Origin of the sequence: Cellulomonas sp. Root485, from assembly GCF_001426705.1 — a bacterium.
Taxonomy (GTDB): domain Bacteria; phylum Actinomycetota; class Actinomycetes; order Actinomycetales; family Cellulomonadaceae; genus Cellulomonas.
The window spans coordinates 173349-197692 of sequence record NZ_LMFC01000005.1; the positions used below are offsets into that span (position 1 = coordinate 173349).

A 24344-nucleotide genomic window follows, 5' to 3' on the forward strand; every position below is an offset into this window, starting at 1 on the left:
ACGCACGCGCGGGAGAACGGGGTCTCGCCGACTCCGCGGGGACATCTTGCCTCGTGTCCCTGGGAACCTCCTGGACGCACGCCATGGTCACCCGATCGGTCCACCCGGAAGGCGGTCCGCCGGTCGGCGGATTTCGTCGTGGGTTCCTTTCCCGAGTACGAGATCGGCACTAGCGTCCCCCTATGACCACCGTTTCCACCCCCGCACCTCCGCTCGAGCAGCGCCGCGTCCTGCACACGCCGATCCCGGGACCCAACTCGGTCGCCCTCGGCGAGCGGCGCGCAGCCGCGGTCGCGGCCGGCGTGTCGTCGACGCTGCCGGTCTACGTGGCACGGGCGGCGGGCGCGGTGATCGAGGACGTGGACGGGAACGTGCTGATCGACCTGGGCTCGGGGATCGCGGTCACGTCCGTCGGGGCGAGCGCCCCGGAGGTCACCGCGGCGGTCTCCGCGCAGGCGGCGGACTTCACGCACACCTGCTTCATGATCAGCCCGTACGAGGAGTACGTCGCCGTGTGCGAGGCACTGGCGCGCATCACCCCCGGCACGCACGACAAGAAGTCGGTCCTGGTGAACTCGGGTGCGGAGGCCGTCGAGAACGCCGTGAAGATCGCGCGCCGTGCCACCGGCCGGCCGGCGGTCCTGGTGCTCGACCACGCCTACCACGGCCGCACCAACCTCACGATGGCGATGACCGCGCGGGCCATGCCCTACAAGACGGGCTTCGGACCGTTCGCCGGCGAGGTCTACCGCGTGCCGGCGTCCTACCCGCTGCGCGACCCCGCCGGGATGACCGGCCGGCAGGCGGCTCTGCGGGCCATCGGCGTCGCCGAGCGCCAGGTGGGCGCCGACCAGGTGGCCGCACTCGTCGTCGAGCCGATCCTCGGGGAGGGCGGGTTCGTCGTCCCGGCGGACGGGTTCCTGTCCACGCTCGCCGGGTGGGCGGCCGACCGCGGGATCGTGCTGGTCGCCGACGAGGTGCAGACGGGGTTCGCGCGCACCGGCGCGATGTTCGCCATGGACCACGAGGGCGTCGTCCCCGACCTCGTCGCCATGGCGAAGGGCATCGCGGGCGGCCTCCCGCTCGGCGCGGTCACCGGGCGTGCGGAGCTGCTCGACGCCGTGCACGCGGGCGGGCTCGGCGGCACGTTCGGGGGCAACCCACTCGCGTGCGCAGCGGCCCTGGCCTCGCTCGAGATCTACGAGCGCGACGACCTGGCGGCCGCCGCGCGGGCGATCGAGGCGGCGGTCGTCCCCCGCCTGACGGCCCTGCGGGACGAGGTCCCCGCCGTGGCGGACGTCCGTGGCCGGGGCGCCATGCTGGCGCTCGAGCTGGTCAAGCCCGGGACGCTCGAGCCCGACAAGGCCGCCGCCCAGCAGGTCGCCGCGGCGTGCGCGGCACAGGGCGTCCTGGTCCTCACCTGCGGGACCTGGGGGAACGTCCTGCGCCTGCTCCCCCCGCTGGTGATCGGGCACGACCTCCTCGACGAGGCACTCACCGTGCTCGAGGACGCGGTCCGCGCTCTCTAGGCGGGGTCGCGCTCCTCCAGGCCCCACGGCGAGCCGTAGCCCTGCGGGGTCGGCGCGGCGAGAAGCTCGAGGAACGGGACGGCGTCGAACGCCTCGGGGCCGAGCACGCCCGCCCCGGACCAGGTGCCGGCCGCCAGGAGCTCGAGCGCGACGACGGGGTTGACGGCGGTCTGCCACACGACGCACTGCGCCCCGTACTCGGCCATCGACCAGGCGTTGTCGACCAGGTGGTACAGGTACACCTCGCGCGGCGCGCCGTCGACGCCCGTGCCCGTCACCAGCAGCCCGGCACACGTCGACCCGGTCATCCGGGGGCCGATGGTCGCCGGGTCGGGCAGGGCCGCGGCGACCACGTCGCGCGGGCTCACCTGCACGCCGCGGACCGTCACGGGTTCCGTCCGGTCGAGGCCCAGGCGGTGCAGCGTCCGGAGCACGCCGATGAACTCCTCACCCAGCCCGTACTTGAAGGTCACCGTGCGGGCGTCGACCCAGCGGGGCATGAGGAGGACCTCCTCGTGCTCCACGTGCACGCACTCGACGTCGCCGATCGGGTCGGGGAACCGGAACACCTCCGGCTCGTGGAACGGTGCGACGGTGAACCAGCCGTCCTCCAGCCCGGCCCCGGCCTCCGCGCGGTCGGCCGACCAGATCACCGGCGGGTTGAGGCACTCCTCGATCGTCGTCCAGATGGAGAACGAGGGCGCGAAGATCGGCTCCCCGTCGTCGCCGACCACCTCGAGGTTGGCACCGTCGCGCACGCCGAGCTCGTCGATCGCCGAGAACAGGTGGTCGGCGGCGTACCGGGCGAACACGTCCGACAGCCCCGGCTCCACGCCGATGCCGACCAGGGCCAGCTGCCCGTCGGCCTCCCACCCGGCCGACTGCGCGAACTGCTCGTCGCCCAGCTTGACCCCCGGCAGCTCGTACGGTCGCTCGGGGTGCGCGCGGGACAGCGACATGGCCATGTCGAGGTAGTGGGCACCAGCCGCGTGCACGCCCTCGAAGATCGGCAGCACGAACCGCGGGTCGACCGCGTTCAGCACGTGCGTCGCGCCGTGCTCCCGCACCAGCGCCTCCACGGCGGACGCGCTCGACGCGTCGACCACCGCGGCCACGATCCGGCCGCCCACCACGTCGTGCGCGCTCGCCGCCTCGACGGTCCGCTGCGCGCGGCCCAGGTCCACGTCCGCCACGACGAGCCGCTCGAAGAACGTCCGACGAGCCGCGATCCGGGCGACCGCGTCGCCCACCCCGCCACTTCCGACCACCAGGATCCGCACGAGCCGTGCCTCCGCGTTCAACGGGTCCGGAGCCGCTTGCTCCGGGCGTAGCCGAGCACCTGGACCAGCACCACGATCGCGAGGGCCAGGACGAACATGAACGAGCTGATCACGTTGGCCTGCGGCGGGATGCCGCGGGTCGCGGAGACGTACACGAACTTGGGGAACGTCGTGTACGAGCCGGACGTGAAGTTGGTGACGATGAAGTCGTCGAAGCTGAGGCTGAACGCGAGCAGCGCCGCCGCGGCGATGCCCGGGATCAGCAGCGGGAACGTGACGCGCCAGAACGCCTGCCACGGGGACGCGTACAGGTCGGCGGCGGCCTCCTCGAGCGCGGGGTCCAGGCTGGAGACGCGCGCCTTGACGGTCACGACGACGAAGCTGATGCAGAACAGCACGTGCGCCGCGACGACCGTGCCGAAGCCGAGCGGGACGCGCACGGTGAGGAACTGCGCGAGCAGGGCCGCACCGAGCACGACCTCCGGCGTCGACATCGGCAGGAAGATCAGCAGGTTCGTCGACGCACGCCCCCGGAACCGGAACCGGACCAGCGCGATCGCGACGAGCGTGCCCAGTGCCGTCGCGATCAGTGTCGAGACGACGCCGACCTGCAGGGAGTTGGCGAACGCCTCGCACACCTGCGGCGCGCCGCAGGGGTTCTGCCAGTTCTCCAGCGTGAAGCCCTGCCACACGAGGTTGGTCTTGCCGGCGTCGTTGAACGAGAACACGACGGTGTAGGCGACCGGGACCAGCAGGTAGACGAACGCGAGCGCGGCGAAGATCGGGACGATCATGTCGCCCACCCGCCGACGGCGAACGCGACCTGGCCGCGAGACCGTCGCGGTCTCCGAGGTCCGGTCCAGGACCGCCGTCACAGGAGGTCCTCCGTCCCCGAACGCCGGACGTACACGCCCACCAGCACCAGGATCGCCACCATCAGCACGACCGACAAGGACGCGGCCGTCGGGTAGTCGAGCACCTTGAAGAACCGGGCGTCGATGACCTGCCCGATCATCGTCGTGTTCGTGTTGTTCCCCAGCAGCGACGCGTTCACGTAGTCGCCGGCGGCCGGGATGAACACGAGCAGGGTCCCGGCGACGACCCCGGGCATGGACAGCGGCCAGGTGACCGTGCGGAACGTCGTGGCGGGGGACGCGTACAGGTCCGCACCGGCCTCGAGCAGCCGGGAGTCCAGCCGCTCCAGGGCCGCGAAGATGGGCAGCACCATGAAGGGCAGGAAGTTGTACGTCAGGCCGCTGACCACCGCGAACGGCGTCGCGGTCAGCCGGGCGTCGGCCGGCAGCAGGTGCAGGAAGTGCAGGGCCGTCACGACGAAGGCGTCGTCGGCGAGGATCTGCTTCCACGCGATGGTGCGCAGGATGAAGCTGGTGAAGAACGGCGCCACGACCAGCACCAGCAGCAGCCCCTGGAGGAGTCTGCGCCCCCGCGCGCGCACCGCGATGACGTACGCCATCGGGTAGCCGATGACCAGCGCGGCGACGGTGGCCAGGAACGCGAACCAGAAGGAGCGCAGGAGCGCCGGCCAGAACTGCGTGAGCGAGTCGACGTAGTTCTGCCAGTGGAACGCAGGCTGGTACTCCCCCACGTCCCCGCCGGGAACCGGCACGTACAGGGACGTCGCCAGCAGCGCGCCGACCGGCACCACGAAGAACAGGAGCAGGTAGACCACGCCCGGTCCGAGGAGGAACAGGTGGGCCCGACGGGCGCGGCGGCGCGGGGGCTCGGCGGAGACTCCCGCGACGCTGTCGCCGAGCGCGGCCGTGATGCTCACGGCTCGTCGTCCAGGTCGACCGCGCCGTCGTCGCGGGCCTGCGCACCGTCCAGCCCGAACGTGAAGTCGACCGCCCAGGCGAGCCGCACGGACGTCCCGACGGTGACCGTGGCACCGCCCAGCAGGTTCTGCGCGAAGACGCCGAACGTCCCGAGGCCCGGGATCTCCACCTGGTACTGCGTGCTCACGCCCATGAACGAGACGTCGGTGACGGTCCCGGGACCGAGCACGTTGTCGCCGCGACCCGGCGCCTGGTCACCGACGAGCAGCCGCATCTTCTCCGGCCGTGCCCCGACGAGCACCGCGCCGTCCGAGCTCACCGCACGCTCCGTCGGGACCAGGACGCGCGTCCCGCGCACGTCGACCCCGAGCAGGCCACGCTTCGTCAGCCGCTCGGTGACCGTGCCGGCGACGAGGTTGGACTGGCCCAGGAAGTTGGCGACGAACGCGGTCCGCGGCAGCTCGTACAGGTCGGCCGGCGAGCCCAGCTGCTCGATCCGCCCGTGGTTCATCACGGCGACCGTGTCGGCCATCGTCATGGCCTCCTCCTGGTCGTGCGTGACGTGCACGAACGTGAGGCCCACCTCGGTCTGGATGCGCTTGAGCTCGAGCTGCATCTGGCGGCGGAGCTTGAGGTCGAGCGCCCCCAGCGGCTCGTCCAGGAGGAGCAGCGCGGGGCGGTTCACCAGCGCCCGGGCCAGGGCCACCCGCTGCTGCTGCCCCCCGGAGAGCTGCGAGGGCTTGCGGTCGGCGAGGTGTCCCAGCTCGACCAGGTCGAGGCCGTCGGCCACCCGCGCGGCGACGTCCTTCGCCCGCGAGCGCTTCAGCCCGAACGCCACGTTCTCGCCGACCGTGAGGTGCGGGAACAGCGCATAGCTCTGGAACACGGTGTTCACGGGACGCTGGTGTGCCCGGGTGCCGGTCACGTCCTGGCCACCGAGCGTGATGGTCCCCGCGCTGGGCTGCTCCAGGCCGGCCACCATCCGCAAGGTCGTCGTCTTGCCGCACCCGGACGGGCCGAGGAGGGCGAAGAACGACCCCGACGGGACCGCCAGGGTGAGGTCGTCGACCGCGACGAACTGTCCGAACGCCTTGGTCACACCGGTGAGCTCGAGCGCGGCACCGCCCGTCGCGTCCGCCGTGCCGGCGGGCGCCGTGCTCGTGCTCGTCATGCGCCGATCACGGTGAGGAACTCGCCGTTGTAGCGCTCCTCCTCGTCCGGGCTGAGCGTCCGGAACACGCTGACCTTGGACAGGATCTCGTCGGTCGGGAAGATCATCGGGTTCTCGGCGAGCTCGGGGTCGATCGCCATCATCGCCTCCTGGGCCCCCTGCACCGGCGTGATGTAGTTGACCCAGGCGGCCACCTGCGCGGCGACCTCGGGGTCGTAGTAGTAGTTCATGAGCTCCTCGGCGTTCCCCAGGTGCGGGGAGCCGACCGGCACCATCAGGTTGTCGCTCCAGAGCGTCCCGCCGGCCTCCGGGATGGCGAACTCGAACTTGTCGTCCGCCTCGTAGTTGAGCGAGGTGATGTCGCCCGACCAGCCGATGACGGCGATCGCGTCGCCCGAGGCCAGGTCCTGCGTGTAGGCGTTGCCGCGGACCTGCCGGATGTGGCCCGAGTCGATCTTCTCCTTGAGCACGTCGAGCGCCGTGTAGAAGTCGCTGTCGCTCCAGTCGCCCGACGGGTCGACGCCCTGGTCGAGCATGATCAGGCCCATCGTGTCGCGCATCTCGGAGAGGACCTCGACGCGGCCCGCCAGCTCGGGAGCCCACAGGTCCGAGAGGGTGTGCAGGCCGCCCGGCACCTTCTCCTTGTCCCACGCCAGGCCGGCGAAGCCGGACTGCCACGTGAGGGAGTGCGAGCGGCCCGGGTCGAAGTCGACGTTCGCCAGGCCGGACAGGATGTTGTCGGCGTTCGGGATGCGGGACTTGTCGAGCGCCTGGGTGTAGCCCAGGCGGATCATCCGTGCGGCCATCCAGTCGGTGAGCGTGACGATGTCGTAGCCGATGTCCTGGCCGTTCTTGAGCTGCCCGGAGACCTTGCCGAAGAACGCGTCGTTGTCGTCGATGTCCTCGGCGTAGGTGGCCTTCAGCCCCGACTGCTCCTCGAACGCCTGCAGCGAGGGGTAGCTGGTCCCCTCCTCGTCCTGGTCGAGGTACTGCGTCCAGTTGGCCCAGCGCACGATCTTGTCGCTGTCGGAGAGGTCCTGCGCGGACGACGCGGACGAGGACGGGGACCCGGTGCCGCACGCCGCGAGCAGCGCGCCGGCGCCCGCGGTGCCCAGGGCACCGACGAGGAACGACCGCCGGGACATCCCGCCGCGGTGCGCAGCCTGGGCGACGAGCGCCCGGACCCGGGGGTCGGCGGGGGCGGGGCGACGGTGGGTGCTCATGGGGCTCCTAGTGCCGACGGGCGCCGCTGTGCACGGCGGGTCGCTGGATCTTCGCAAACGGACGGCTGTCCAGCAAGGAATCCGTCGAATCAGAACCCGTCCGCAACGAAAATGTTGCACGGATGGAACATACGGCTCCTGGATCCGTCGCCTTACGCGTCGAAAGCAGACATCACGTGCTTGATGCGGGTGTAGTCCTCGAACCCGTACATCGACAGGTCCTTGCCGTACCCGGAGTGCTTGAAACCGCCGTGCGGCATCTCCGCCACGAAGGGGATGTGGGTGTTGATCCAGACCACCCCGAAGTCCAGCGCGCGGGACACCCGCAGCGCCCGGCCGTGGTTCTGCGTCCACACCGAGCTGGACAGCCCGTACCTCACGCCGTTCGCCAGCGTGATCGCCTCGTCCTCGTCGGTGAACGTCTGCACCGTGATGACCGGCCCGAAGATCTCGTCCTGCACGGCCTCGTCGTCCTGCTTCAGCCCTGCCACGACGGTCGCCTCGACGAAGTACCCGACGTCCCCGACCCGGTGGCCGCCGGCCAGGACCGACGCGTGGTCGGGGAGCCGGTCGAGGAAGCCGGTCACCCGCTCCAGCTGCAGCGCGTTGTTCACCGGGCCGAACGCGACCTCCGGGTCGGACGGCACGCCGGTGCGCTGGCCCCTCGCCGCCTCGGCGAGGGCCGCGACGAAGTCGTCGTGCACGGACGCGTGCACCAGCACGCGGGTGGCGGCCGTGCAGTCCTGACCCGCGTTGTAGTACCCGGCGCCCGCGATGCCCTCGGCGGCGGCGGCCAGGTCCGCGTCGGCGAACACGATCACCGGCGCCTTGCCGCCCAGCTCCAGGTGGACGCGCTTGACGTTGGCGGCCGCGGCCGCAGCCACCTGCGAGCCGGCCCGCACCGACCCGGTGATGGCCACCATGTCGGGGCGCTGGTGGGAGACGAGGGCCCGGCCGGTGTCGCGGTCACCGCACACGACGTTCAGCACGCCCGGCGGGAGCACCTCGTTGGCCACCTGCGCGAGCAGCAGCGTGGAGGCGGGCGTCGTGTCGGACGGCTTGAGGACGATCGTGTTGCCGGCGGCGAGGGCCGGGGCGACCTTCCAGATCGCCATCATCAGCGGGTAGTTCCAGGGCGTCACCTGACCGACGACGCCGACGGGCTCGCGTCGCACCCAGGAGGTGTGACCTGCCATGTACTCCCCCGCGCTCAGCCCGTCGAGCACGCGCGCGGCGCCGGCGAAGAACCGCAGCTGGTCGACGCAGGGCGGCACCTCGTCGGTGGCGGTCAGGTGCAGCGGCTTGCCGGTGTTGCGGGACTCGACGGCGACGAACTCGTCGGCACGCTGCTCGATCGCGTCGGCCAGGCGCAGCAGCGCGAGCTGGCGTTCGGCCGGGGTCGTGCGGCCCCACGTGGTGAACGCCTCCGACGCTGCGCCGTACGCCGCGTCGACGTCCTCCGCCGCGGACAGTGGCGCTCGGGCGTACTCCTGCCCTGTGGACGGGTCGATCACCGAGGTGGTGCGACCGTCCGCGGCGGGCCGCTCGGCGCCCCCGATCACGTTGCGCAGCTCGATCAGCTCGGTGGTCTGGCTCACGGGTGCTCTCCTCACAGTCGGTGCGCCGCACGCTACGCCGCTGCGCGTCCGCGCGGGAGCCCTGGACGGTGCATTCGGCCAATCGGGCGCCCGCGGACGCCGGAATCAGAAGTTCCTGCGGCCTGTCACGACGGATTCCCTTGCGCTGAGGCCCGGGGCACACCACCATCGGCGGGTGGGCACACGCAGACCAGCACCGGGGCACCCGGCACTCGACGACGTCTCCAAGGCGATCGTCGAACAGCTCCAGGAGGACGGTCGGCGGCCGTACGCCACCATCGGCAAGGCCATCGGGCTGTCCGAGGCCGCCGTGCGCCAGCGCGTCCAGCGCCTCACGGACTCCGGCGTGATGCAGATCGTCGCGGTGACCGACCCGCTCCAGGTGGGCTTCTCGCGGCAGGCGATGATCGGCCTGAAGTGCGAGGGCGACCTGTCGCTGGTCGCGGACGCGCTCGCCGCGATGACCGAGGTCGACTACGTCGTGATCACCGCCGGCGGCTTCGACCTGCTGTGTGAGGTCGTCTGCGAGGACGACGACCACCTGCTCGAGGTGCTCAACCAGAAGATCCGCTCGCTCCCCGGGGTGCGGACCACCGAGACGTTCGTCTACCTGAAGCTGCGCAAGCAGCTCTACAACTGGGGGACCCGATGAGCCTGACACCCGCTGGGACCGACCGTTCCGAGGCGGCCCGAGCGCACCTGTGGGGCCACTTCACGCGGCAGAGCGCGTGGGCGGACGGCGTCCCGACGATCGTGCGCGGCGAGGGCCACCACATCTGGGACGACCGGGGCCGCCGGTACATCGACGGGCTCTCGGGGCTGTTCGTGGTGCAGGCCGGGCACGGTCGCACCGAGCTCGCGGAGGCGGGACGCGCCCAGGCGGAGAAGCTCGCGTTCTTCCCGCTGTGGTCCTACGCGCACCCGCAGGCCATCGACCTGGCGGAGCGGCTGGCGGCCTACGCCCCGGGCGACCTCAACCACGTCTTCTTCACCACCGGCGGCGGCGAGGCCGTCGAGACCGCCTGGAAGCTGGCGAAGAACTACTTCAAGCTCACCGGCAAGCCGAACAAGTACAAGGTGATCTCGCGGTCCATCGCCTACCACGGCACGACGCACGGAGCGCTGTCGATCACCGGCCTGCCGACGCTCAAGGCGCAGTTCGAGCCGCTGGTCCCCGGCGCGCACAAGGTCCCGAACACCAACGAGTACCGGGCGCCCGACCACCTGCGCGACGACCCCAAGGCGTTCGGGCGGTGGGCTGCGGACCGCATCGGCGACGCCATCGAGATGGAGGGCCCGGACACCGTCGCGGCGGTCTTCCTGGAGCCCGTGCAGAACGCCGGCGGCTGCTTCCCGCCACCCCCGGGGTACTTCGAGCGGGTGCGGGAGATCTGCGACCAGTACGACGTGCTCCTGGTCTCCGACGAGGTCATCTGCGCGTTCGGCCGGATCGGGTCGATCTTCGCGTGCGACGACTTCGGCTACGTCCCGGACATGATCACGTGCGCGAAGGGCATGACGTCGGGGTACTCCCCCATCGGCGCCCTGATCGCCTCCGACAAGCTGTACGAGCCGTTCGCGACGGGCAACGCGTCGTTCGCGCACGGCTACACGTTCGGCGGTCACCCGGTGTCCGCGGCGGTCGCCAACGCGAACCTGGACCTGTTCGAGCGCGAGGGCATCACCACCCATGTCAAGGAGTCGGCCCCCGCGTTCCGACGCACCCTCGAGAGCCTGCTGGACCTGCCGATCGTCGGCGACGTCCGAGGCGAGGGGTTCTTCTACGGGATCGAGCTGGTCAAGGACAAGGTCACGCGGGAGACGTTCGACGACGACGAGAGCGAACGGCTCCTGCGCGGGTTCCTGTCGGGCGCCCTGTTCGAGGCCGGGCTGTACTGTCGCGCCGACGACCGCGGCGACCCGGTGATCCAGCTCGCTCCGCCGCTGACGTGCGGGCAGGCCGAGTTCGACGAGATCACGAGCATCCTGCGCAGCGTGCTCACCGAGGCCTGGGCGCGTCTGTGACGGGACGGTCGCTCTGGTCCGACCAGGTCGAGGCGCGCACGGCGCACGACCCGCTCGACGGGGACGCCCAGGCCGACGTCGTCATCGTCGGGGCGGGCCTGACCGGGCTCTGGACCGCGTACTACCTGCTCGAGGCGGACCCGTCGCTCGACGTGCTGCTCGTCGAGGCGCAGGTCGCAGGCTTCGGCGCGAGCGGACGCAACGGCGGCTGGTGCTCCGCCCTCCTGCCGGTCTCGGCGGACGAGCTGGCGCGTCGGCACGGTCGCGACGCCGCGATGGCGATGCGTGCCGCGATGCGCGACACCGTCGTCGAGGTCGGCGGGGTCGCCGCGGCCGAGCTGATCGACTGCGGGTTCGCCTTCGGCGGCACCGTCACGGTCGCCCGCAACCGCCCGCAGCTGGAACGCGTCGCCGACGACGTCGCCGCCGACACCAGGTGGGGCGACGAGTCGCACCTGCTCGACGCCGACGGGGTCGCCGAGCACGTCCGCGCGGACGGTGCTGTCGGCGGCTCGTTCACGCCCGACTGCGCCCGGGTCCAGCCCGCCCTCCTGGTCCGCGGTCTGCTGGACGTCGTCCTGTCGCGCGGTGCCCGGCTGGCCGAGGGCACGCGCGCCCAGCGCCTGTCGCCCCGCGCGGTCGTCACCGACCACGGCATCGTGCGCGCCCGCTGGGTGGTCCGCGCGACGGAGGCCTGGACCGCACAGCTCCCCGGGTCGCACCGCGACGTCGCCCCGGTGTACTCGCACATGATCGCCACCGAGCCGCTGCCACCGGAGGTCTGGGCGCAGATCGGGCTGGACCGCGCGCAGACGTTCGCCGACGCGCGGCACCTCACCATCTACGGCCAGCGCACCACCGACGACCGGCTCGCGTTCGGCGGGCGCGGAGCGCCGTACCACCTGGGCTCCGCGATCCGGCCGGCGTACGACCAGGTCGACGCCACCGCCGCGCACCTGCAGCACGCGCTCGTGGACCTGTTCCCGGTGCTCGACCGGGCCGAGATCACCCACCACTGGGGCGGTCCGCTCGGGGTGCCCCGGGACTGGCACCCGTCCGTCGGGCTCGACGCCGAGACCGGGATCGCCTGGGCGGGCGGGTACGTCGGCGACGGCGTCGCGCTCACCAACCTCGCAGGCCGGACGCTCGCGGACCTGATCACAGGCTCTGACAGCCCCCTCGTCCGGTTGCCGTGGGTCGACCACCGCTCCCCCGCCTGGGAACCGGAGCCCGTGCGTTGGGCCGGCATCACGGCGACGCGGCGGGCGACCGCGTGGGTGGACCGCACCGAGGCCCGGACCGGTCACACCAGCCGGCTGGGCGGACTGCTGAGCCAGGTCCTCGGACACTGACCCGTCAGGCGCGCGCCAGGATCTCCTGCGCCCGGGCACGGGCCCAGAGCTCGGCAGCCAGGACCGCGTCGAGGCTCAGTCCGTCCGGCCTGGTGCCGTCATGCTCCCCGAGCACCCGCTCGACCGTGGACACGATGTCGAGGAACCCGATCCGGTTGGCCAGGAACGCCTCGACGCACTCCTCGTTCGCCGCGTTGTAGACCGCCGGGTGCGTCGCGGACGCCGCCACGGCCTCGCGCGCCAGCCGGACGGCCGCGAACACCTCCTCGTCCAGAGGCTCGAAGGTCCACGCCGTGGCCTGCGTCCAGTCGCACGGCGGCGCGACCTGCGGCACCCGGTCCGGCCAGGACAGCCCGAGTGCGATGGGGAGTCGCATGTCCGGCGGCGACGCCTGCGCCAGCGTGGAACCGTCGACGAACTCGACCATCGAGTGCACCACCGACTGCGGGTGCACCACCACGGTGATGTCCGCGACGGGCACGTCGAACAGCAGGTGCGCCTCGATCAGCTCCAGGCCCTTGTTCATCAGCGTCGAGGAGTTGATCGTCACCACGGGGCCCATCGACCACGTCGGGTGCGCGAGCGCCTGCTGCGGGGTGACCGCCTTGACGTCGTCGTGCGACCAGCCGCGGAACGGTCCCCCGGAGGCGGTGAGGATCAACCGCCGGACCTCGGGATGGGTGCCGCCGCGCAGCGCCTGCGCGATGGCCGAGTGCTCGGAGTCGACCGGCACGATCTGGTCGGGGCGCTGCCGCGCGGCGTGCACCAGCCGGCCGCCGACGACGAGCGACTCCTTGTTGGCCAGCGCGAGCGTGCTGCCCGCCCTCAGCGCGGCGAGCGTCGGACCCAGCCCGACGGAGCCCGTGACGCCGTTGAGCACGACGTCGGCGCCGCGACCAGCCAGGTCGGTCGACGCCTGCGGGCCGACCAGCACCTCGACCCCGGGCAGGGCGTCGCGCAGGGCCGCCTCCGCCCGAGGGTCGGCGACCGCGACCGTCGACACCCCCAGCTCCCGGGCCTGTCTGGCGAGCAGGTCGACGTCCCCACCACCCGCGGACAGCCCCGTCACGGTGAACCGGTCGGGGTTGCGGGTGATGACGTCGACGGCCTGCGTACCGATGGACCCGGTGGACCCGAGGAGGACGACGCTGCGCTGTGTCACGCTCCCATCTTCGTGCATCGCCCGTGGCAGGATCGCCGCATGCCCGCTCCTGCGACGCCCCAGGGGTCCTCGACGCGCCTGCTCGTGCTCGGCTGCGTGCGGATCTTCCAGCCCGTGCACGGCTACTTCCTGCGCCGGGAGCTGGTGAGCTGGGAGGTCGACCAGTGGGCGCACGTGCACCCGGGGTCGATCTACAACGCGCTCAAGTCCCTCACGCGCTCCGGGTTGCTGGAGGAGGTCGGCGTCGCCGCCGCCGGCCCCCGACCGCCGCGCACCACCTACCGGCTCACCGATGCGGGCGAGGACGAGTTCCTGACGCTGGTCCGTGCCGGCCTGCTCACGGTGGACGATCCGACGCTCTTCCTCACCGCCGTGAACATGGCGTTCACCCTCCCCCGCGACGAGGTCGTGCAGACGGTCCGGACGCGCGTCGGTCTGCTGGAGGACTACCTCGCGGTCCTCGCCACGCAGATCGAGCAGATCCTCGACGCGAAGGACACCCCGAACACCGCGACGGAGGTCCCGCGCCTGATCAGCGCGAGGGTCCGGGGCGAGCTGGAGTGGGCCCGGGACTACCTCGACCGGCTCGCGGGCGGTGCTTATGCGTTCCAGGACGAGCCGCCGCTGTGGACACCGACGCCCGAGCAGATCGAGATCGCCCGCGCCGCGGGAGTCGGTCCGGGCGTCGTCATCGCGATGGCCGAGGGAGACACGTAATAGTCAAGGTTGACGAGTAATAGTCCATCTTGAATACTGGGGTCTCCACTCGAAGGAGACCCCGCATGATCCACGCCCGCGGCCTGGCCCGCACCTACAAGACCCGACGAGGAGACGTCGACGCCGTACGCGGCGTGGACCTCGACGTCGAGGCCGGAGAGATCGTCGGCTTCCTCGGCCCCAACGGCGCCGGCAAGACGACCACCCTCCGGATGCTCACCACCCTCCTGCGCCCCACGCGCGGCGAGGCGACCGTGGCCGGCGCCGACCTGCGCCGCGACCCCGGCGCCGTCCGCCGCCGCATCGGCTACGTCGCCCAGTCCGGCTCCACCTCGGGCGAGGCTCGCGCCGGCGAGGAGGTCGTCGACCACGCCCTGCTCTACGGCGTCGAGCGCTCCGTCGCCACCTCCCGCGGCCGCACCCTGTTCGAGCAGCTCGAGCTCGACGGCCTCTGGGACCGCAAGTGCTCGTCCCTGTCCGGCGGCCAGCGCCGCAGGCTCGACATCGTCACGGGCCTGATCCACACGCCGCGGCTCGTGTTCCTCGACGAGCCCACCACCGGACTCGACCCGCAGGCACGCGCCAACCTGTGGACCCACGTGCGCGGCCTGCGAGACGAGCGCGGCAGCACCGTGTTCCTCACCACGCACTACCTCGACGAGGCCGACGCCCTGTGCGACCGCATCCTCGTCATCGACCACGGCCAGATCGTCGCCCAGGGGTCGCCCGAGGAGCTCAAGCAGCGGGTCAGCGGCGACGCGGTCCTGCTCAGCGCCGCGCAGCAGTCCGACGTCGCCCGGATCGCCGCGATCGCCGCTCAGCTCCCCGGCGCGGACGTCCCCACCGTCGACGGCCACCTCGTCGAGGTGCGTGTCCCGGCCGGTCGCACGCTCCTCGCGGGCCTGCTGCGCTCGCTCGACGCCGAGGGCATCGAGCTGGCCGGCGTCGAGCTGCGCCGACCCACCCTCGACGACGTCTTCCTCACGCTCACCGGCCGGTCCCTTCGTGACGGCGAGAGCCCGGCGCGGTCCTCCGAAGGAGCCGCAGCATGACCGCCACCACCGCCACCCCGCCCACGTTCACCGACGAGCAGAGCGGTCGGAGCACGTTCGTCCGCGACGCGCTCACCGTCTTCCGCCGCGCCATGCGGATCTCGCTGCGCAACCCGGTCTGGGCCGTCATGGGCCTGCTCCAGCCGGTGCTGTACCTCTCGCTGTTCGGCCCGCTGCTCGAGCCGCTCGCCCCGCAGCTGGGCGCGACGAACGCCTACCAGCTCTTCGTCCCGGGCCTGCTGGTGCAGCTCGGCATGTTCGGAGCGCTGTTCGTCGGCTTCGGGCTCATCGGCGAGTGGCGCGACGGGGTCATCGAGGCCGAGCGCGTCAGCCCCGCACCCCGCTCCGCCCTCGTGGTCGGCCGGGTGCTGCGCGACGTCATCGTCGTCGCCGTGCAAGGTGTCGTCCTGGTGTCCGTGGCGTTCCTCTTCGGGCTCGAGGCACCCTTCTGGGGCATCGTGCTCGGCATCGTCACCGCCGCCCTGCTCGCCGCCGCGTTCGCCTCGGCGTCCTACGCCGTGGCGCTGACGCTCAAGAGCGAGGACGCGCTGGCGCCCCTGATGAACGGCGTCGCCCTGCCGCTGCTGCTGCTGTCCGGGATCCTGCTGCCCATCACGGCCGCCTCGGCGCCCGCCTGGCTCAACACGTTGTCCAACCTCAACCCGATCAAGCACGTCGTCTCGGGCATCCGCGCCCAGTTCGACGGCGACATCGGCAGCGCCACCGCGCTGTGGGGCTCCGCGCTGACGATCGTGCTCGCGGCCGTCGGCCTCTGGTTCGGCTCCCGCACGTTCAAGCGCGAGGACGGCTGAGCGACAGACGACGACGGCCGCGCCCCCGGCGGGAGCGCGGCCGTCGTGAGGTCTGCACCTACTCGACGCCGAGAAGCACCTCGACCGCGCGCGACAGGAAGGCGTCGACCGGGCCCTCGGCGTACGCGTTGTGGCCCTTGCGGCGGCGGAACGTCGCGGACCGGACCTCGGCGGCCGACAGCGGCGTGCCCTTGTCGAAATAGGCGACGAGGCGCTGGCACAGGTCGTCGACGTCGGCCGGCTCGTAGCCCTGCTGACGGCCGTCGGGCGGCGCGAACCGGTCGCCGTCGGGACGGCCCAGGCGCCCGTACAGCGTGCGGGCCTGCTCGCTCAGGTGGTCCATCCAGCCCTGCTGGCCGCGGGTCGCGATGTACTCCGCGCGGGACCGGGCCACGAACGCGGCCTCCAGCCGGTCGAGCGCCGCGTCGACCGCCGCGGTCACGTACCCGCCACGCACCATGTCGAACGCGACGCCGCGAACATCCTTGCTGGCCAGCGCCTGCGCCGGACCCTGCTCGTAGACGGCTCGTGCGTGGGCGAAGAAGTCGTCGACCTCGTCCGGGTCGTACCCCTGCTTCAGGCCCGAGACGGTCCGGAACATCCCGTCGCTCACTCGTCCTCCTCTGCTGCCAGCTGTCCGCAGGCGCCGTCGATCTCGCTGCCGCGCGTGTCCCGGATCGTGGTCGGGATCCCGTGCGCACGCAAGCGTGCCACGAACTCCTGCTCGACCCGGGGATCGCTCGCGGTCCACTTCGAGCCCGGCGTCGGGTTCAGCGGGATCGGGTTGCAGTGCACCCAGCCGCGGCCGCGCGCGTTGAGCTTCTCGCCCAGGAGGTCCGCGCGCCAGGCGTGGTCGTTGATGTCCCGGATGAGCGCGTACTCGATGGAGACACGCCGGCCGGTGACCTCGAAGTAGCGGTGGGCGGAGTCGATCGCCTCGTCGACGCTCCAGCGCGTGTTCACCGGCACCAGCTCGCTGCGCAGCTCGTCGTCCGGTGCGTGCAGCGACAGCGCGAGGGTCACCGGGATGCCCTCCTTGGCGAGGCGGTCCATCGCCGGCACCATCCCGACGGTCGACACCGTCACGTTCCGCGCCGACATGCCGAGACCGTCAGGCGCCGGGGCCACCAGGCGCCGAACCGTCTCCATCACCGACTTGTAGTTGGCGAGCGGCTCCCCCATGCCCATGAACACCACGTTGCTCAGGCGGGTCGGGCCGCCCGGCACCTCACCGTCGGCCAGCGAGCGGGCCGCCGCACGGACCTGCTCGACGATCTCCGCCGTGGACAGGTTCCGCGTCAGGCCGAGCTGGCCCGTCGCGCAGAACGAGCACGCCAGCCCGCACCCTGCCTGGCTCGAGACGCACAGTGTGGTGCGGTTGGCGTACCGCATGAGGACGGACTCGACCTTGGCGCCGTCGAACAGGTGCCACAGCGTCTTGACCGTGGTGCCCTGGTCCGCCGTCTGCGTGCGGTGCGGCGTGAGGAGCTGCGGGAAGAGACCCTCGACCAGCTTGTCTCGCGTCGCCTTCGGCAGGTCGGTCATCTGCGCGGGGTCGTTGGTCAGGTGCGTGAAGTAGTGCGTCGCCAGCTGCTTGGCGCGGAACGGCTTCTCGCCGAGCTCGGTGACGGCGTCGACCCGCTGCTCGGGCGTGAGGTCGACGAAGTGCTTGGGCGGCTTGCCCCGAGGTCCCCGGCTGGGCGAGGACAGGTCGAGGCGCACGGGTGTACCGGTCATGGGCCAGGTACCCCCTCTCGGACTAGGGCGGGTCAGGCGGGCTGGAACACCGTGAGGACCACGTACACGGCGGGGGCGGTCAGGACGAGCGAGTCGAGCCGGTCCAGCAGGCCGCCGTGGCCCGGCACCAGCCGGCCCATGTCCTTGAGCTCGAGGTCGCGCTTGAGCATCGACTCGGCGAGGTCCCCGAGCGTGGCGGTCACGACGGTGGCCAGGCCGAGGATGACGCCGACCAGCGGCTCCCCGTCGAACGCGAGCTGCACACCCACCACGCCCACGACGCACGCCAGGACCATCGAGCCGGCCAGACCCTCCCAGGTCTTCTTCGGGCTCACCGACGGCGCGAGCGGGTGCCTGCCGAGCAGGACGCCCACCGTGTAGCCGCCGACGTCGCTGGCGACGCACAGGAGGATGAAGAGCATCACGCGGGCGGCGCCGTCCGGCTCGGCGAGCATGAGCATGACGAACCCGCCGAGGAAGGGCAGGTACGCCGCCGCGAACGCACCCGCGGTCGCGTCCCGCAGGGCCGGCTGGCCGCTCCCGTCGAGCACGCGCCACACGACGACACCGCCGACGGTCAGCATGAACGCGACGAACAGCGCCTCCGGTCCCGCCGTGTACGCCGACACGAGGATGCCGATCGCGCCGACCAGCAGCGGGAGGAGCGGCAGGTGGATGTTGCGGCGCGTGAACGCCTGCGCCAGCTCCCAGAGCCCCGCGCTGACCGCCAGGACGGCGACGACCGCGAAGGCTTCCTTGCGGATGAACAGCGACGCGACCACCGCCACGAGCATGGCGACGCCGACGACGATCGCGACCGGGAGGTCACGACCGGGGCGGGGGGTCCGGGTGGCGGCGATGGCAGTCTGGCTCATCAGACCTCGAGGAGCTCGTTCTCCTTGGACGCGAGCAGGTGGTCGATGAGGTCCACGTGCTTCTTCGTCAAGGACTCGAGCTCCTTCTCCGCACGACCGACCTCGTCCTCGCCGGCCTCACCGTCCTTGACGATGCGGTCCAGCTCCTCCTTGGCCCGGCGCCGGACGTTGCGCACCGAGATGCGGGCGTCCTCCGCCTTGGTCTTGGCGAGCTTGACGAAGTCCTTGCGGCGCTCCTGCGTGAGGGCGGGCAGGACGATGCGGATGACGTTGCCGTCGTTGGTCGGGTTCACGCCGAGGTCGGAGTCGCGCAGCGCCTTCTCGATCGCGGTGGTCGACGACTTGTCGAACGGCGAGACGAGGATCGTGCGCGCCTCGGTGACGTTGAACGACGCCAGCTGCTGCAGGGGCGTCGGGCTGCCGTAGTAGTCGACGAACACCTTGGAGAACATCGCGGCGTTGGCCCGACCGGTGCGGATCGTCGAGAAGTCCTCCTTGGCGACCTCGACGGCCTTGTCCATCTTCTCTTCAGCCTCGAAGAGGGTCTCGTCGATCACCGGAGCTCCTTCGTGCGTGCGTCGTGTTCGTGCAGGGTCGTGCGCTCAGGCCGGTCAGCTGGCCGTGATCAGCGTGCCGATCTTCTCACCCCGGAGCGCCCGCGTGACGTTGCCGGCCTCCTCGAGCCCGAAGACGCGCATCCGCACGTCGTTGTCACGGCAGAGGCTGAGGGCCGAGCCGTCCATCACGCCCAGGTCGTTCACCAGGGCGTCCGTGTACGTCAGGTGGTCCAGCTTCACCGCGTCGGGGTTGGTCCGCGGGTCCGCGGAGTACACGCCGTCGACGCCGTTCTTGCCCATGAGGACCTCGTGGCAGTGCGTCTCGAGGGCGCGCTGCACGCTCACGGTGTCCGTCGAGAAGTACGGCATGCCGGCGCCGGCGCCGAAGATGACGACGCGGCCCTTCTCCAGGTGCCGGATGGCCCGCAGCGGGATGTACGGCTCGGCAACCTGGCCCATCGCGATCGCGGTCTGCACGCGCGTGCTCACGCCGGCCTGCTCGAGGAAGTCCTGGAGCGCCAGGCAGTTCATGACCGTGCCGAGCATGCCCATGTAGTCGGCGCGCGCCCGGTCGAGACCGCGCTGCGAGAGCTCGGCGCCACGGAAGAAGTTGCCACCGCCCACGACGATCGCCACCTGCACACCCGCCCGGACCGCGACGGCGATCTCGGCGGCGACGCGCTGCACGACGTCCGCCGCGAGGCCCACGTCACCGCCACCGAACGTCTCGCCGGACAGCTTGAGCAGGACGCGCCGGTCCGGCACCGCTCCGCGGGTCGACTCGGGGTCCAGGGTCACGGTGCCTCCACGAGAGTTGGATCGGGCTGGTTGCGACGGTGGCCCCGACCCCGCAGGGCCGGGGCCACCGTCGATCACCTGAGGTCAGGCTCCCACGCGGTAACGGACGAAGCCCGTCAGCGTGCCGCCGGCCTCGGCGAGGACCTGCGCGACCGTCTTCTTGTTGTCCTTGGCGAACGCCTGCTCGAGCAGCACGTTCTCCTTGAAGAAGCCGTTGAGGCGGCCCTCGATGATCTTCGGCAGTGCTGCCTCGGGCTTGCCCTCGTTGCGGGCCGTCTCCTCGGCGATGTGGCGCTCGTTCGCGACGACGTCGGCCGAGACCTCCTCGCGCGTGAGGTACGTGGGCGAGAACGCCGCGATGTGCGTCGCGATGTCCCGGGCCACGCCGGCGCCGGCAGCGTCGGTCGCGACGAGCACGCCGACCTGCGGGGGCAGGTCCTTGCTGACCTTGTGCAGGTAGACCTCGACGTGCTCGCCGGCCACGCGGGCCAGGCGGCGCACGACCACGCGCTCACCCAGGGTGGCGGCGGTCTCGTCGACGATCGTCTGGACGCTCTGGCCGTCGACCTCGGTGGCCAGCAGCGCGTCCGCGTCGCGGGCCGGGGAGTCGACCGCGGCCGCGAGGACGCGGGCGGCCAGCGCGACGAAGTTCGGGCTCTTCGCGACGAAGTCCGTCTCCGAGTTGACCTCGACGAGCACGCCCGTCTGGCCCTCGCCGTCAGCCGTCGGGCCGACGTGGGCGGCGACGAGGCCGTCCGACGCCGAGCGGCCCTCGCGCTTGCCGACGCCCTTGAGGCCCTTGACGCGGATGAGCTCGAGCGCCTTGTCGGTGTCGCCCTCAGCCTCCTCGAGCGCCTTCTTGACGTCCATCATTCCGGCACCGGTCTTCTCGCGCAGCGCCTTGATGTCTGCGAGCGAGTAGTTCGCCATCAGTCGTGTCCGTTCCTCGTGTGTCGTGACGTTGATGCGGGACCGCAACGGTCCGGTGACGTGCCGCGGTGCCGGCGGCCCCGTCGAGGGACCACCGGCACCGGCAGGATCACTTGGAGTCGGCGTCGCCCTCGGCGGCGGCCTCGTCGGCGGCAACCTCGGCCGCGGCCTCCTCGGCGACGACCTCCTCGGCCACAGCCTCGGCGACGACCTCCTCGGCCACAGCCTCGGCGACGACCTCCTCGGCGACAGCCTCGGTCGCGGCCTCCTCGGCGACGACCTCCTCGGCGATCTCGGTCTTCGCCTCGGCGACGGCCTCGGTCGCGTCGGCCGCGACCTCGGCACCGGCGAGGTCGGCCTCGGCGCCGGCGAGCAGCTCGCGCTCCCACTCGGCCAGCGGCTCGGCGTCGGCCGGAGCACCCTCGGCGGCCGCGGTGCGACCGGAGTGACGCTTCAGCAGACCGTCGGCAGCAGCGTCCGCGATGACGCGGGTCAGCAGCTGGACGGCGCGGATCGCGTCGTCGTTGCCCGGGATCGGGTAGTCGACGACGTCGGGGTCGCAGTTGGTGTCCAGGATGGCGACGACGGGGATGCCGAGCTTGCGCGCCTCGTTGACGGCGAGGTGCTCCTTGTTCGTGTCGACGATCCACACGGCCGAGGGAACCTTGGCCATGTCACGGATGCCACCGAGCGTCTTGGCCAGCTTGTCCTTCTCGCGGCGCAGGACGAGCAGCTCCTTCTTCGTGAGGTTCGAGCCCGCCACGTCGTCGAAGTCGATCTGCTCGAGCTCCTTGAGGCGCTGGAGACGCTTGTGCACCGTGCTGAAGTTGGTGAGCATGCCACCGAGCCAGCGCTGGTTGACGTACGGCATGCCGACGCGAGCGGCCTGGTCCGCGACCGGCTCCTGCGCCTGCTTCTTGGTGCCGACGAAGAGGATGGTGCCGCCGTGCGCGACGGTCTGGCTCACGAAGTCGTAGGCGTTGTCGATGTACGACAGCGACTGCTGCAGGTCGACGATGTAGATGCCGTTGCGCTCGGTGAAGATGAAGCGCTTCATCTTGGGGTTCCAGCGGCGGGTCTGGTGTCCGAAGTGGACACCGCTCTCGAGCAGCTGGCGCATGGTCACGACGGCCATGGCACGTCCTTCCGGCGCGCACCGCGAGGTGCACGCGTCAAGGCGGACCCGTCTGGGGCCCGCATCTCGGTTGTCGGCTCCGACCAGCTGGCCGGCGCCCCTGGCGCCATGTCGTCGCCCGCTCCGGTACCTGCCACGTGGACAGGTGCTCGGACCGCTGCGGAGATCGACCCCGTCCTGGTCCTGGTCGGCGCTGGGCCGTAGGTCCGGTGATCGGGTGGATGACGCGCGAAGTCGACCGGTACGGACCGGTCGCACCCGAAGTCTAGCCGATCGCCGCCCCTGCTCCGCACCGCGCCCACGGCCGCACCCCGGAGTGCGCCCGCGCGGAGCGCACCCGCGGAGCGCACGCTGCCCCGCCGACTCTGCCCACGTCGGTGAGCCGACCACAGCCCGGAGGTCGGCAGCGTCGTCCACGGAGCTCCCGCCACCGCCCGCGTCCTCGTCCGGCGCCGCCCACGATCACGGTATGACCCGAGGAACCCGCACCGCCCGCCTCGCCACCGCTCTCGGCACCGCCGTCGTTCTGCTCACCCTGATGATCGTCGTCGCGTCGCCAGGAGCTGCCGGTCCACCCGGCCCGCCGCCTCCCGCCGGGACGTACCGTCTGCCGCTCGCGGGGTCGACCGATGTGGTGCGTCCCTTCGAGCGACCGCCGGAGCGCTGGGCTGCGGGGCACCGCGGGGTCGACCTGAGGTCGGCGCTCGGCGCCGAGGTGGTCTCCCCCGTCGCCGGGGTGGTCACCTACGCGGGCACCGTGGGTGGTCGATCGGTGGTGACGGTGACGGACGTCGACGGGCGTCGCTCGAGTGTGGAGCCGCTCGGTCCCGCCGTCCGCGTCGGTGACCGTGTCGCGGCGGGTGCGCCGCTCGGCACGCTGACCGTCGACGGCTCCCACTGCGCGCCGAGCGTGTGCCTGCACTGGGGCGTGCGTGTCGGGGAGGACTACGTCGACCCGCTCAGTCTTCTCGCCGGTGCGGGGCCGGCGGTCCTGCTCCCACTCGACACCGTGGGGTGAGGCCAGTCGGGCCCGACCTCGTTACGTGCTCGGCAGCGTCGTGACGCGCGGCGCGGTGTCCGTCGAGGTCAGGCCTGGCGGGGAGAGCAGCGACAGCCCAGGCCCCAGCGGCGTTCAGAACCCGGCCCCAGCGGCGTTCGGAGCCCAGCCCCAGCGGCGTTTCAGGTCGAGTGAGTTCGAGCCGAAGCCGAAGTCCACCCGCGCTCAGCGTCTGCTCGCGGTCAGGGTCTGCTCGCGGTCAGGGTCGGTCAGGCGCGCTCGGCCTCGACGAGGCGGGTGCGCAGCCGGACCATCGCTGCCGTGTGCATCTGGGAGATGCGCGACTCGGTGACGCCGAGGACGCGACCGATCTCGGCGAGCGTCATGCCCTCGTAGTAGTAGAGAACGACGACGATGCGCTCGCGCTCACCGAGACACTCGATCGCACGGGCCAGCAGGAACTTGGTCTCGGCCGCCTCGATCGAGCTGGCGGGGTCGAGCGTGCGCTCGTCGCCCAGGGTGTCGCCGAGCGAGACGCCGCCGGGGCGGTCGTCGCCGCCGCCGAGCAGCTCGTCGAGGGCCGCGACGTTCACCGTCGAGAGCTGGGAGTAGATCGCACGCAGGTCCTCGACGGGCATCGCGAGGTGGCGGGCGACCTCGTCCTCGGTCGGGGTGCGGTGCAGCTTGGCCTCGAGCTCGGCGTACGCGCGGTCGACGGAGCGGGCCTTGGTGCGGACCGAGCGCGGGACCCAGTCCATCGCGCGCAGCTCGTCGATGATCGCGCCGCGGATGCGGGACGAGGCGTAGGACTCGAACTTCACGGAGCGGTCCGTCTGGTACTTCTCGATGGCGTCGATGAGCCCGAACATGCCGTACGAGACCAGGTCGGCCTGCTCGACGGTGCTCGGCAGCCGCATCCCGACGCGGCCGGCGACCGCCGACACGAGCGGGGCGTAGTGCAGGATCAGGCCCTCACGGGCACGGGCGGACGGCGCTGCCTTGTAGTCCTCCCAGAGCGCGTCGACCTCCTCGACGGAGCGGGTCGGCGCGACCGGGGTCCGGGGGGCAGGGACACCGCGAGTGATCGGGACCGACGCGGGCGCCAGCAGGTCCACCTCGGCCGACCGCGGCTGCGGGATCACGCCCTCGGGCGCCGTGCTGGTCAGTCGCGTGTGCACCGGGAAGGCGGTGTCCAGCTGCGTCGTCATCGTCGACTCCATTGTCTTCGTCATGCTCGCGGGTGCGCGTGCTGGGCGGTACGGCCGGACCGCGAGGAATGACCCAGAAGCAGGTCGACATTGCCGACATATGCGCGGCTCGCGCACTCCGACAATGCCCGTTCGGCCTTCAGGTGCGTCGAGAACTCCGCCGGGAGGAGCGCCCGGAAAGGCGTCCCCGTCGCGATCTCGTTGCTGTCCATGTGAGTACGGTGACCTGAAACACAGCAGGTAACAAGCAGCACTTTCACCTGCCCGGCCTAACGGTGGGCGAATCCCGGCACAATGTCCGATTCGCCGACGAACAATGGCCCGATTGCGCGAGTTTTTCACCCGGGGAACTCCTCACCCCCTCTCATCCACAACCGCTTCCGGCGCGCCTTC

24 protein-coding genes are annotated in these 24344 nt (G+C 71.6%); 8 read left to right on the forward strand and 16 right to left on the reverse strand.

Annotation, left to right across the window (positions count from 1 at the left end):
• Positions 1–182 precede the first annotated feature (182 nt).
• Entirely contained in the window at positions 183–1529 is a 1347-nt protein-coding gene (gabT, locus tag ASD16_RS20215) for a 4-aminobutyrate--2-oxoglutarate transaminase (protein WP_055922196.1), read from the forward strand.
• Here the strand turns inward: gabT and ASD16_RS20220 are convergent.
• The 6 genes from ASD16_RS20220 to ASD16_RS20245 form a co-directional block, all read right to left on the reverse strand.
• Positions 1526–2809, reverse strand: a complete 1284-nt coding sequence (locus tag ASD16_RS20220) for a saccharopine dehydrogenase family protein (RefSeq protein WP_055922536.1) — start codon at positions 2807–2809, stop codon at positions 1526–1528. The two genes, gabT and ASD16_RS20220, sit on opposite strands and share 4 nt — an antisense overlap.
• 17 nt (positions 2810–2826) lie before the next feature.
• Positions 2827–3603 (reverse strand): ABC transporter permease, encoded by a 777-nt coding sequence (locus ASD16_RS20225; protein WP_055922539.1) that lies wholly within the window; start codon positions 3601–3603, stop codon positions 2827–2829.
• 77 nt (positions 3604–3680) lie between these two features.
• Positions 3681–4601 (reverse strand): ABC transporter permease, encoded by a 921-nt coding sequence (locus tag ASD16_RS20230; RefSeq protein WP_055922199.1) that lies wholly within the window; start codon positions 4599–4601, stop codon positions 3681–3683.
• Positions 4598–5773, reverse strand: coding sequence for an ABC transporter ATP-binding protein (locus tag ASD16_RS20235; protein WP_055922202.1), 1176 nt, complete (start codon positions 5771–5773; stop codon positions 4598–4600). The genes ASD16_RS20230 and ASD16_RS20235 overlap by 4 nt, the downstream gene beginning before the upstream one ends.
• Entirely contained in the window at positions 5770–6996 is a 1227-nt protein-coding gene (locus ASD16_RS20240; protein WP_055922205.1) for a PotD/PotF family extracellular solute-binding protein, read from the reverse strand. Before ASD16_RS20240 ends, ASD16_RS20235 begins: the two co-directional genes overlap by 4 nt.
• A 152-nt stretch (positions 6997–7148) precedes the next feature.
• On the reverse strand, positions 7149–8594 hold the full coding sequence (locus tag ASD16_RS20245) for a gamma-aminobutyraldehyde dehydrogenase (RefSeq protein WP_055922208.1): 1446 nt from the start codon (positions 8592–8594) through the stop codon (positions 7149–7151).
• A gap of 175 nt (positions 8595–8769) precedes the next feature.
• On the opposite strand from ASD16_RS20245, the gene ASD16_RS20250 reads away from it, so the two are divergent.
• From ASD16_RS20250 to ASD16_RS20260, 3 genes are read left to right on the forward strand one after another with little or no spacing between them, the layout of a single operon-like run.
• Positions 8770–9246 carry an Lrp/AsnC family transcriptional regulator gene (locus ASD16_RS20250; protein ID WP_055922212.1) on the forward strand — a complete coding sequence of 159 codons (477 nt, stop codon included), beginning with the start codon at positions 8770–8772 and terminating at the stop codon, positions 9244–9246.
• Entirely contained in the window at positions 9243–10619 is a 1377-nt protein-coding gene (locus ASD16_RS20255) for an aspartate aminotransferase family protein (RefSeq protein ID WP_055922217.1), read from the forward strand. Before ASD16_RS20250 ends, ASD16_RS20255 begins: the two co-directional genes overlap by 4 nt.
• Positions 10616–11971, forward strand: a complete 1356-nt coding sequence (locus ASD16_RS20260) for an FAD-binding oxidoreductase (protein ID WP_235523463.1) — start codon at positions 10616–10618, stop codon at positions 11969–11971. The genes ASD16_RS20255 and ASD16_RS20260 overlap by 4 nt, the downstream gene beginning before the upstream one ends.
• A 4-nt stretch (positions 11972–11975) precedes the next feature.
• Here the strand turns inward: ASD16_RS20260 and dxr are convergent, their stop codons facing one another.
• The gene (dxr, locus tag ASD16_RS20265; RefSeq protein WP_200943019.1) at positions 11976–13133 is read right to left on the reverse strand and encodes a 1-deoxy-D-xylulose-5-phosphate reductoisomerase; all 1158 of its coding nucleotides are present in this window, start codon (positions 13131–13133) and stop codon (positions 11976–11978) included.
• Positions 13134–13172: 39 nt separating this feature from the next.
• On the opposite strand from dxr, the gene ASD16_RS20270 reads away from it, so the two are divergent.
• From ASD16_RS20270 to ASD16_RS20280, 3 genes are all read left to right on the forward strand, one after another.
• Positions 13173–13850 (forward strand): PadR family transcriptional regulator, encoded by a 678-nt coding sequence (locus ASD16_RS20270; RefSeq protein WP_055922225.1) that lies wholly within the window; start codon positions 13173–13175, stop codon positions 13848–13850.
• Positions 13851–13915: 65 nt separating this feature from the next.
• Entirely contained in the window at positions 13916–14902 is a 987-nt protein-coding gene (locus ASD16_RS20275) for an ATP-binding cassette domain-containing protein (RefSeq protein ID WP_055922228.1), read from the forward strand.
• Positions 14899–15714, forward strand: coding sequence for an ABC transporter permease (locus ASD16_RS20280; RefSeq protein ID WP_055922231.1), 816 nt, complete (start codon positions 14899–14901; stop codon positions 15712–15714). The genes ASD16_RS20275 and ASD16_RS20280 overlap by 4 nt, the downstream gene beginning before the upstream one ends.
• A 58-nt stretch (positions 15715–15772) precedes the next feature.
• On the opposite strand, the gene ASD16_RS20285 is transcribed toward ASD16_RS20280, so the two are convergent.
• The 7 genes from ASD16_RS20285 to rpsB all read right to left on the reverse strand — a co-directional run bounded on the left by ASD16_RS20285 (position 15773) and on the right by rpsB (position 21746).
• Positions 15773–16327, reverse strand: a complete 555-nt coding sequence (locus tag ASD16_RS20285) for a DivIVA domain-containing protein (protein ID WP_055922234.1) — start codon at positions 16325–16327, stop codon at positions 15773–15775.
• Entirely contained in the window at positions 16324–17451 is a 1128-nt protein-coding gene (gene rlmN, locus ASD16_RS20290) for a 23S rRNA (adenine(2503)-C(2))-methyltransferase RlmN (protein ID WP_055922238.1), read from the reverse strand. Before rlmN ends, ASD16_RS20285 begins: the two co-directional genes overlap by 4 nt.
• A 32-nt stretch (positions 17452–17483) precedes the next feature.
• Entirely contained in the window at positions 17484–18326 is an 843-nt protein-coding gene (locus ASD16_RS20295; protein ID WP_055922241.1) for a phosphatidate cytidylyltransferase, read from the reverse strand.
• A complete protein-coding gene (frr, locus tag ASD16_RS20300; protein ID WP_055922244.1) occupies positions 18326–18883 on the reverse strand; it encodes a ribosome recycling factor in 558 nt (185 codons plus the stop codon). Before frr ends, ASD16_RS20295 begins: the two co-directional genes overlap by 1 nt.
• A gap of 54 nt (positions 18884–18937) precedes the next feature.
• Positions 18938–19681, reverse strand: coding sequence for a UMP kinase (gene pyrH / locus ASD16_RS20305; protein ID WP_055922247.1), 744 nt, complete (start codon positions 19679–19681; stop codon positions 18938–18940).
• 84 nt (positions 19682–19765) lie between these two features.
• Positions 19766–20611 carry a translation elongation factor Ts gene (gene tsf, locus ASD16_RS20310; RefSeq protein WP_055922250.1) on the reverse strand — a complete coding sequence of 282 codons (846 nt, stop codon included), beginning with the start codon at positions 20609–20611 and terminating at the stop codon, positions 19766–19768.
• Between the two features lie 109 nt (positions 20612–20720).
• Positions 20721–21746 carry a 30S ribosomal protein S2 gene (gene rpsB, locus ASD16_RS20315; RefSeq protein ID WP_055922253.1) on the reverse strand — a complete coding sequence of 342 codons (1026 nt, stop codon included), beginning with the start codon at positions 21744–21746 and terminating at the stop codon, positions 20721–20723.
• Positions 21747–22215: 469 nt separating this feature from the next.
• Between rpsB and ASD16_RS20320 the strand changes: the two genes are divergently transcribed.
• Positions 22216–22764 carry a murein hydrolase activator EnvC gene (locus ASD16_RS20320; RefSeq protein ID WP_200943020.1) on the forward strand — a complete coding sequence of 183 codons (549 nt, stop codon included), beginning with the start codon at positions 22216–22218 and terminating at the stop codon, positions 22762–22764.
• Between the two features lie 248 nt (positions 22765–23012).
• On the opposite strand, the gene whiG is transcribed toward ASD16_RS20320, so the two are convergent.
• The gene (gene whiG / locus ASD16_RS20325; protein ID WP_082571041.1) at positions 23013–23951 is read right to left on the reverse strand and encodes an RNA polymerase sigma factor WhiG; all 939 of its coding nucleotides are present in this window, start codon (positions 23949–23951) and stop codon (positions 23013–23015) included.
• Positions 23952–23971: 20 nt separating this feature from the next.
• Positions 23972–24163 (reverse strand): hypothetical protein, encoded by a 192-nt coding sequence (locus tag ASD16_RS21890; protein WP_157454049.1) that lies wholly within the window; start codon positions 24161–24163, stop codon positions 23972–23974.
• Positions 24164–24344 lie beyond the last annotated feature (181 nt).

Excerpts from the sequence above, each read along its gene's own strand:
- gabT (WP_055922196.1), top strand. The coding sequence starts at position 183 with ATGACCACCGTTTCCACCCCCGCACCTCCGCTCGAGCAGCGCCGCGTC.
- ASD16_RS20225 (WP_055922539.1), bottom strand. The coding sequence starts at position 3,603 with ATGATCGTCCCGATCTTCGCCGCGCTCGCGTTCGTCTACCTGCTGGTC.
- ASD16_RS20235 (WP_055922202.1), bottom strand. The coding sequence starts at position 5,773 with ATGACGAGCACGAGCACGGCGCCCGCCGGCACGGCGGACGCGACGGGC.
- ASD16_RS20240 (WP_055922205.1), bottom strand. The coding sequence starts at position 6,996 with ATGAGCACCCACCGTCGCCCCGCCCCCGCCGACCCCCGGGTCCGGGCG.
- ASD16_RS20255 (WP_055922217.1), top strand. The coding sequence starts at position 9,243 with ATGAGCCTGACACCCGCTGGGACCGACCGTTCCGAGGCGGCCCGAGCG.
- ASD16_RS20270 (WP_055922225.1), top strand. The coding sequence starts at position 13,173 with ATGCCCGCTCCTGCGACGCCCCAGGGGTCCTCGACGCGCCTGCTCGTG.
- ASD16_RS20275 (WP_055922228.1), top strand. The coding sequence starts at position 13,916 with ATGATCCACGCCCGCGGCCTGGCCCGCACCTACAAGACCCGACGAGGA.
- ASD16_RS20280 (WP_055922231.1), top strand. The coding sequence starts at position 14,899 with ATGACCGCCACCACCGCCACCCCGCCCACGTTCACCGACGAGCAGAGC.
- rlmN (WP_055922238.1), bottom strand. The coding sequence starts at position 17,451 with ATGACCGGTACACCCGTGCGCCTCGACCTGTCCTCGCCCAGCCGGGGA.
- ASD16_RS20295 (WP_055922241.1), bottom strand. The coding sequence starts at position 18,326 with ATGAGCCAGACTGCCATCGCCGCCACCCGGACCCCCCGCCCCGGTCGT.
- tsf (WP_055922250.1), bottom strand. The coding sequence starts at position 20,611 with ATGGCGAACTACTCGCTCGCAGACATCAAGGCGCTGCGCGAGAAGACC.
- rpsB (WP_055922253.1), bottom strand. The coding sequence starts at position 21,746 with ATGGCCGTCGTGACCATGCGCCAGCTGCTCGAGAGCGGTGTCCACTTC.
- ASD16_RS20320 (WP_200943020.1), top strand. The coding sequence starts at position 22,216 with ATGACCCGAGGAACCCGCACCGCCCGCCTCGCCACCGCTCTCGGCACC.
- whiG (WP_082571041.1), bottom strand. The coding sequence starts at position 23,951 with ATGACGACGCAGCTGGACACCGCCTTCCCGGTGCACACGCGACTGACC.
- ASD16_RS21890 (WP_157454049.1), bottom strand. The coding sequence starts at position 24,163 with ATGGACAGCAACGAGATCGCGACGGGGACGCCTTTCCGGGCGCTCCTC.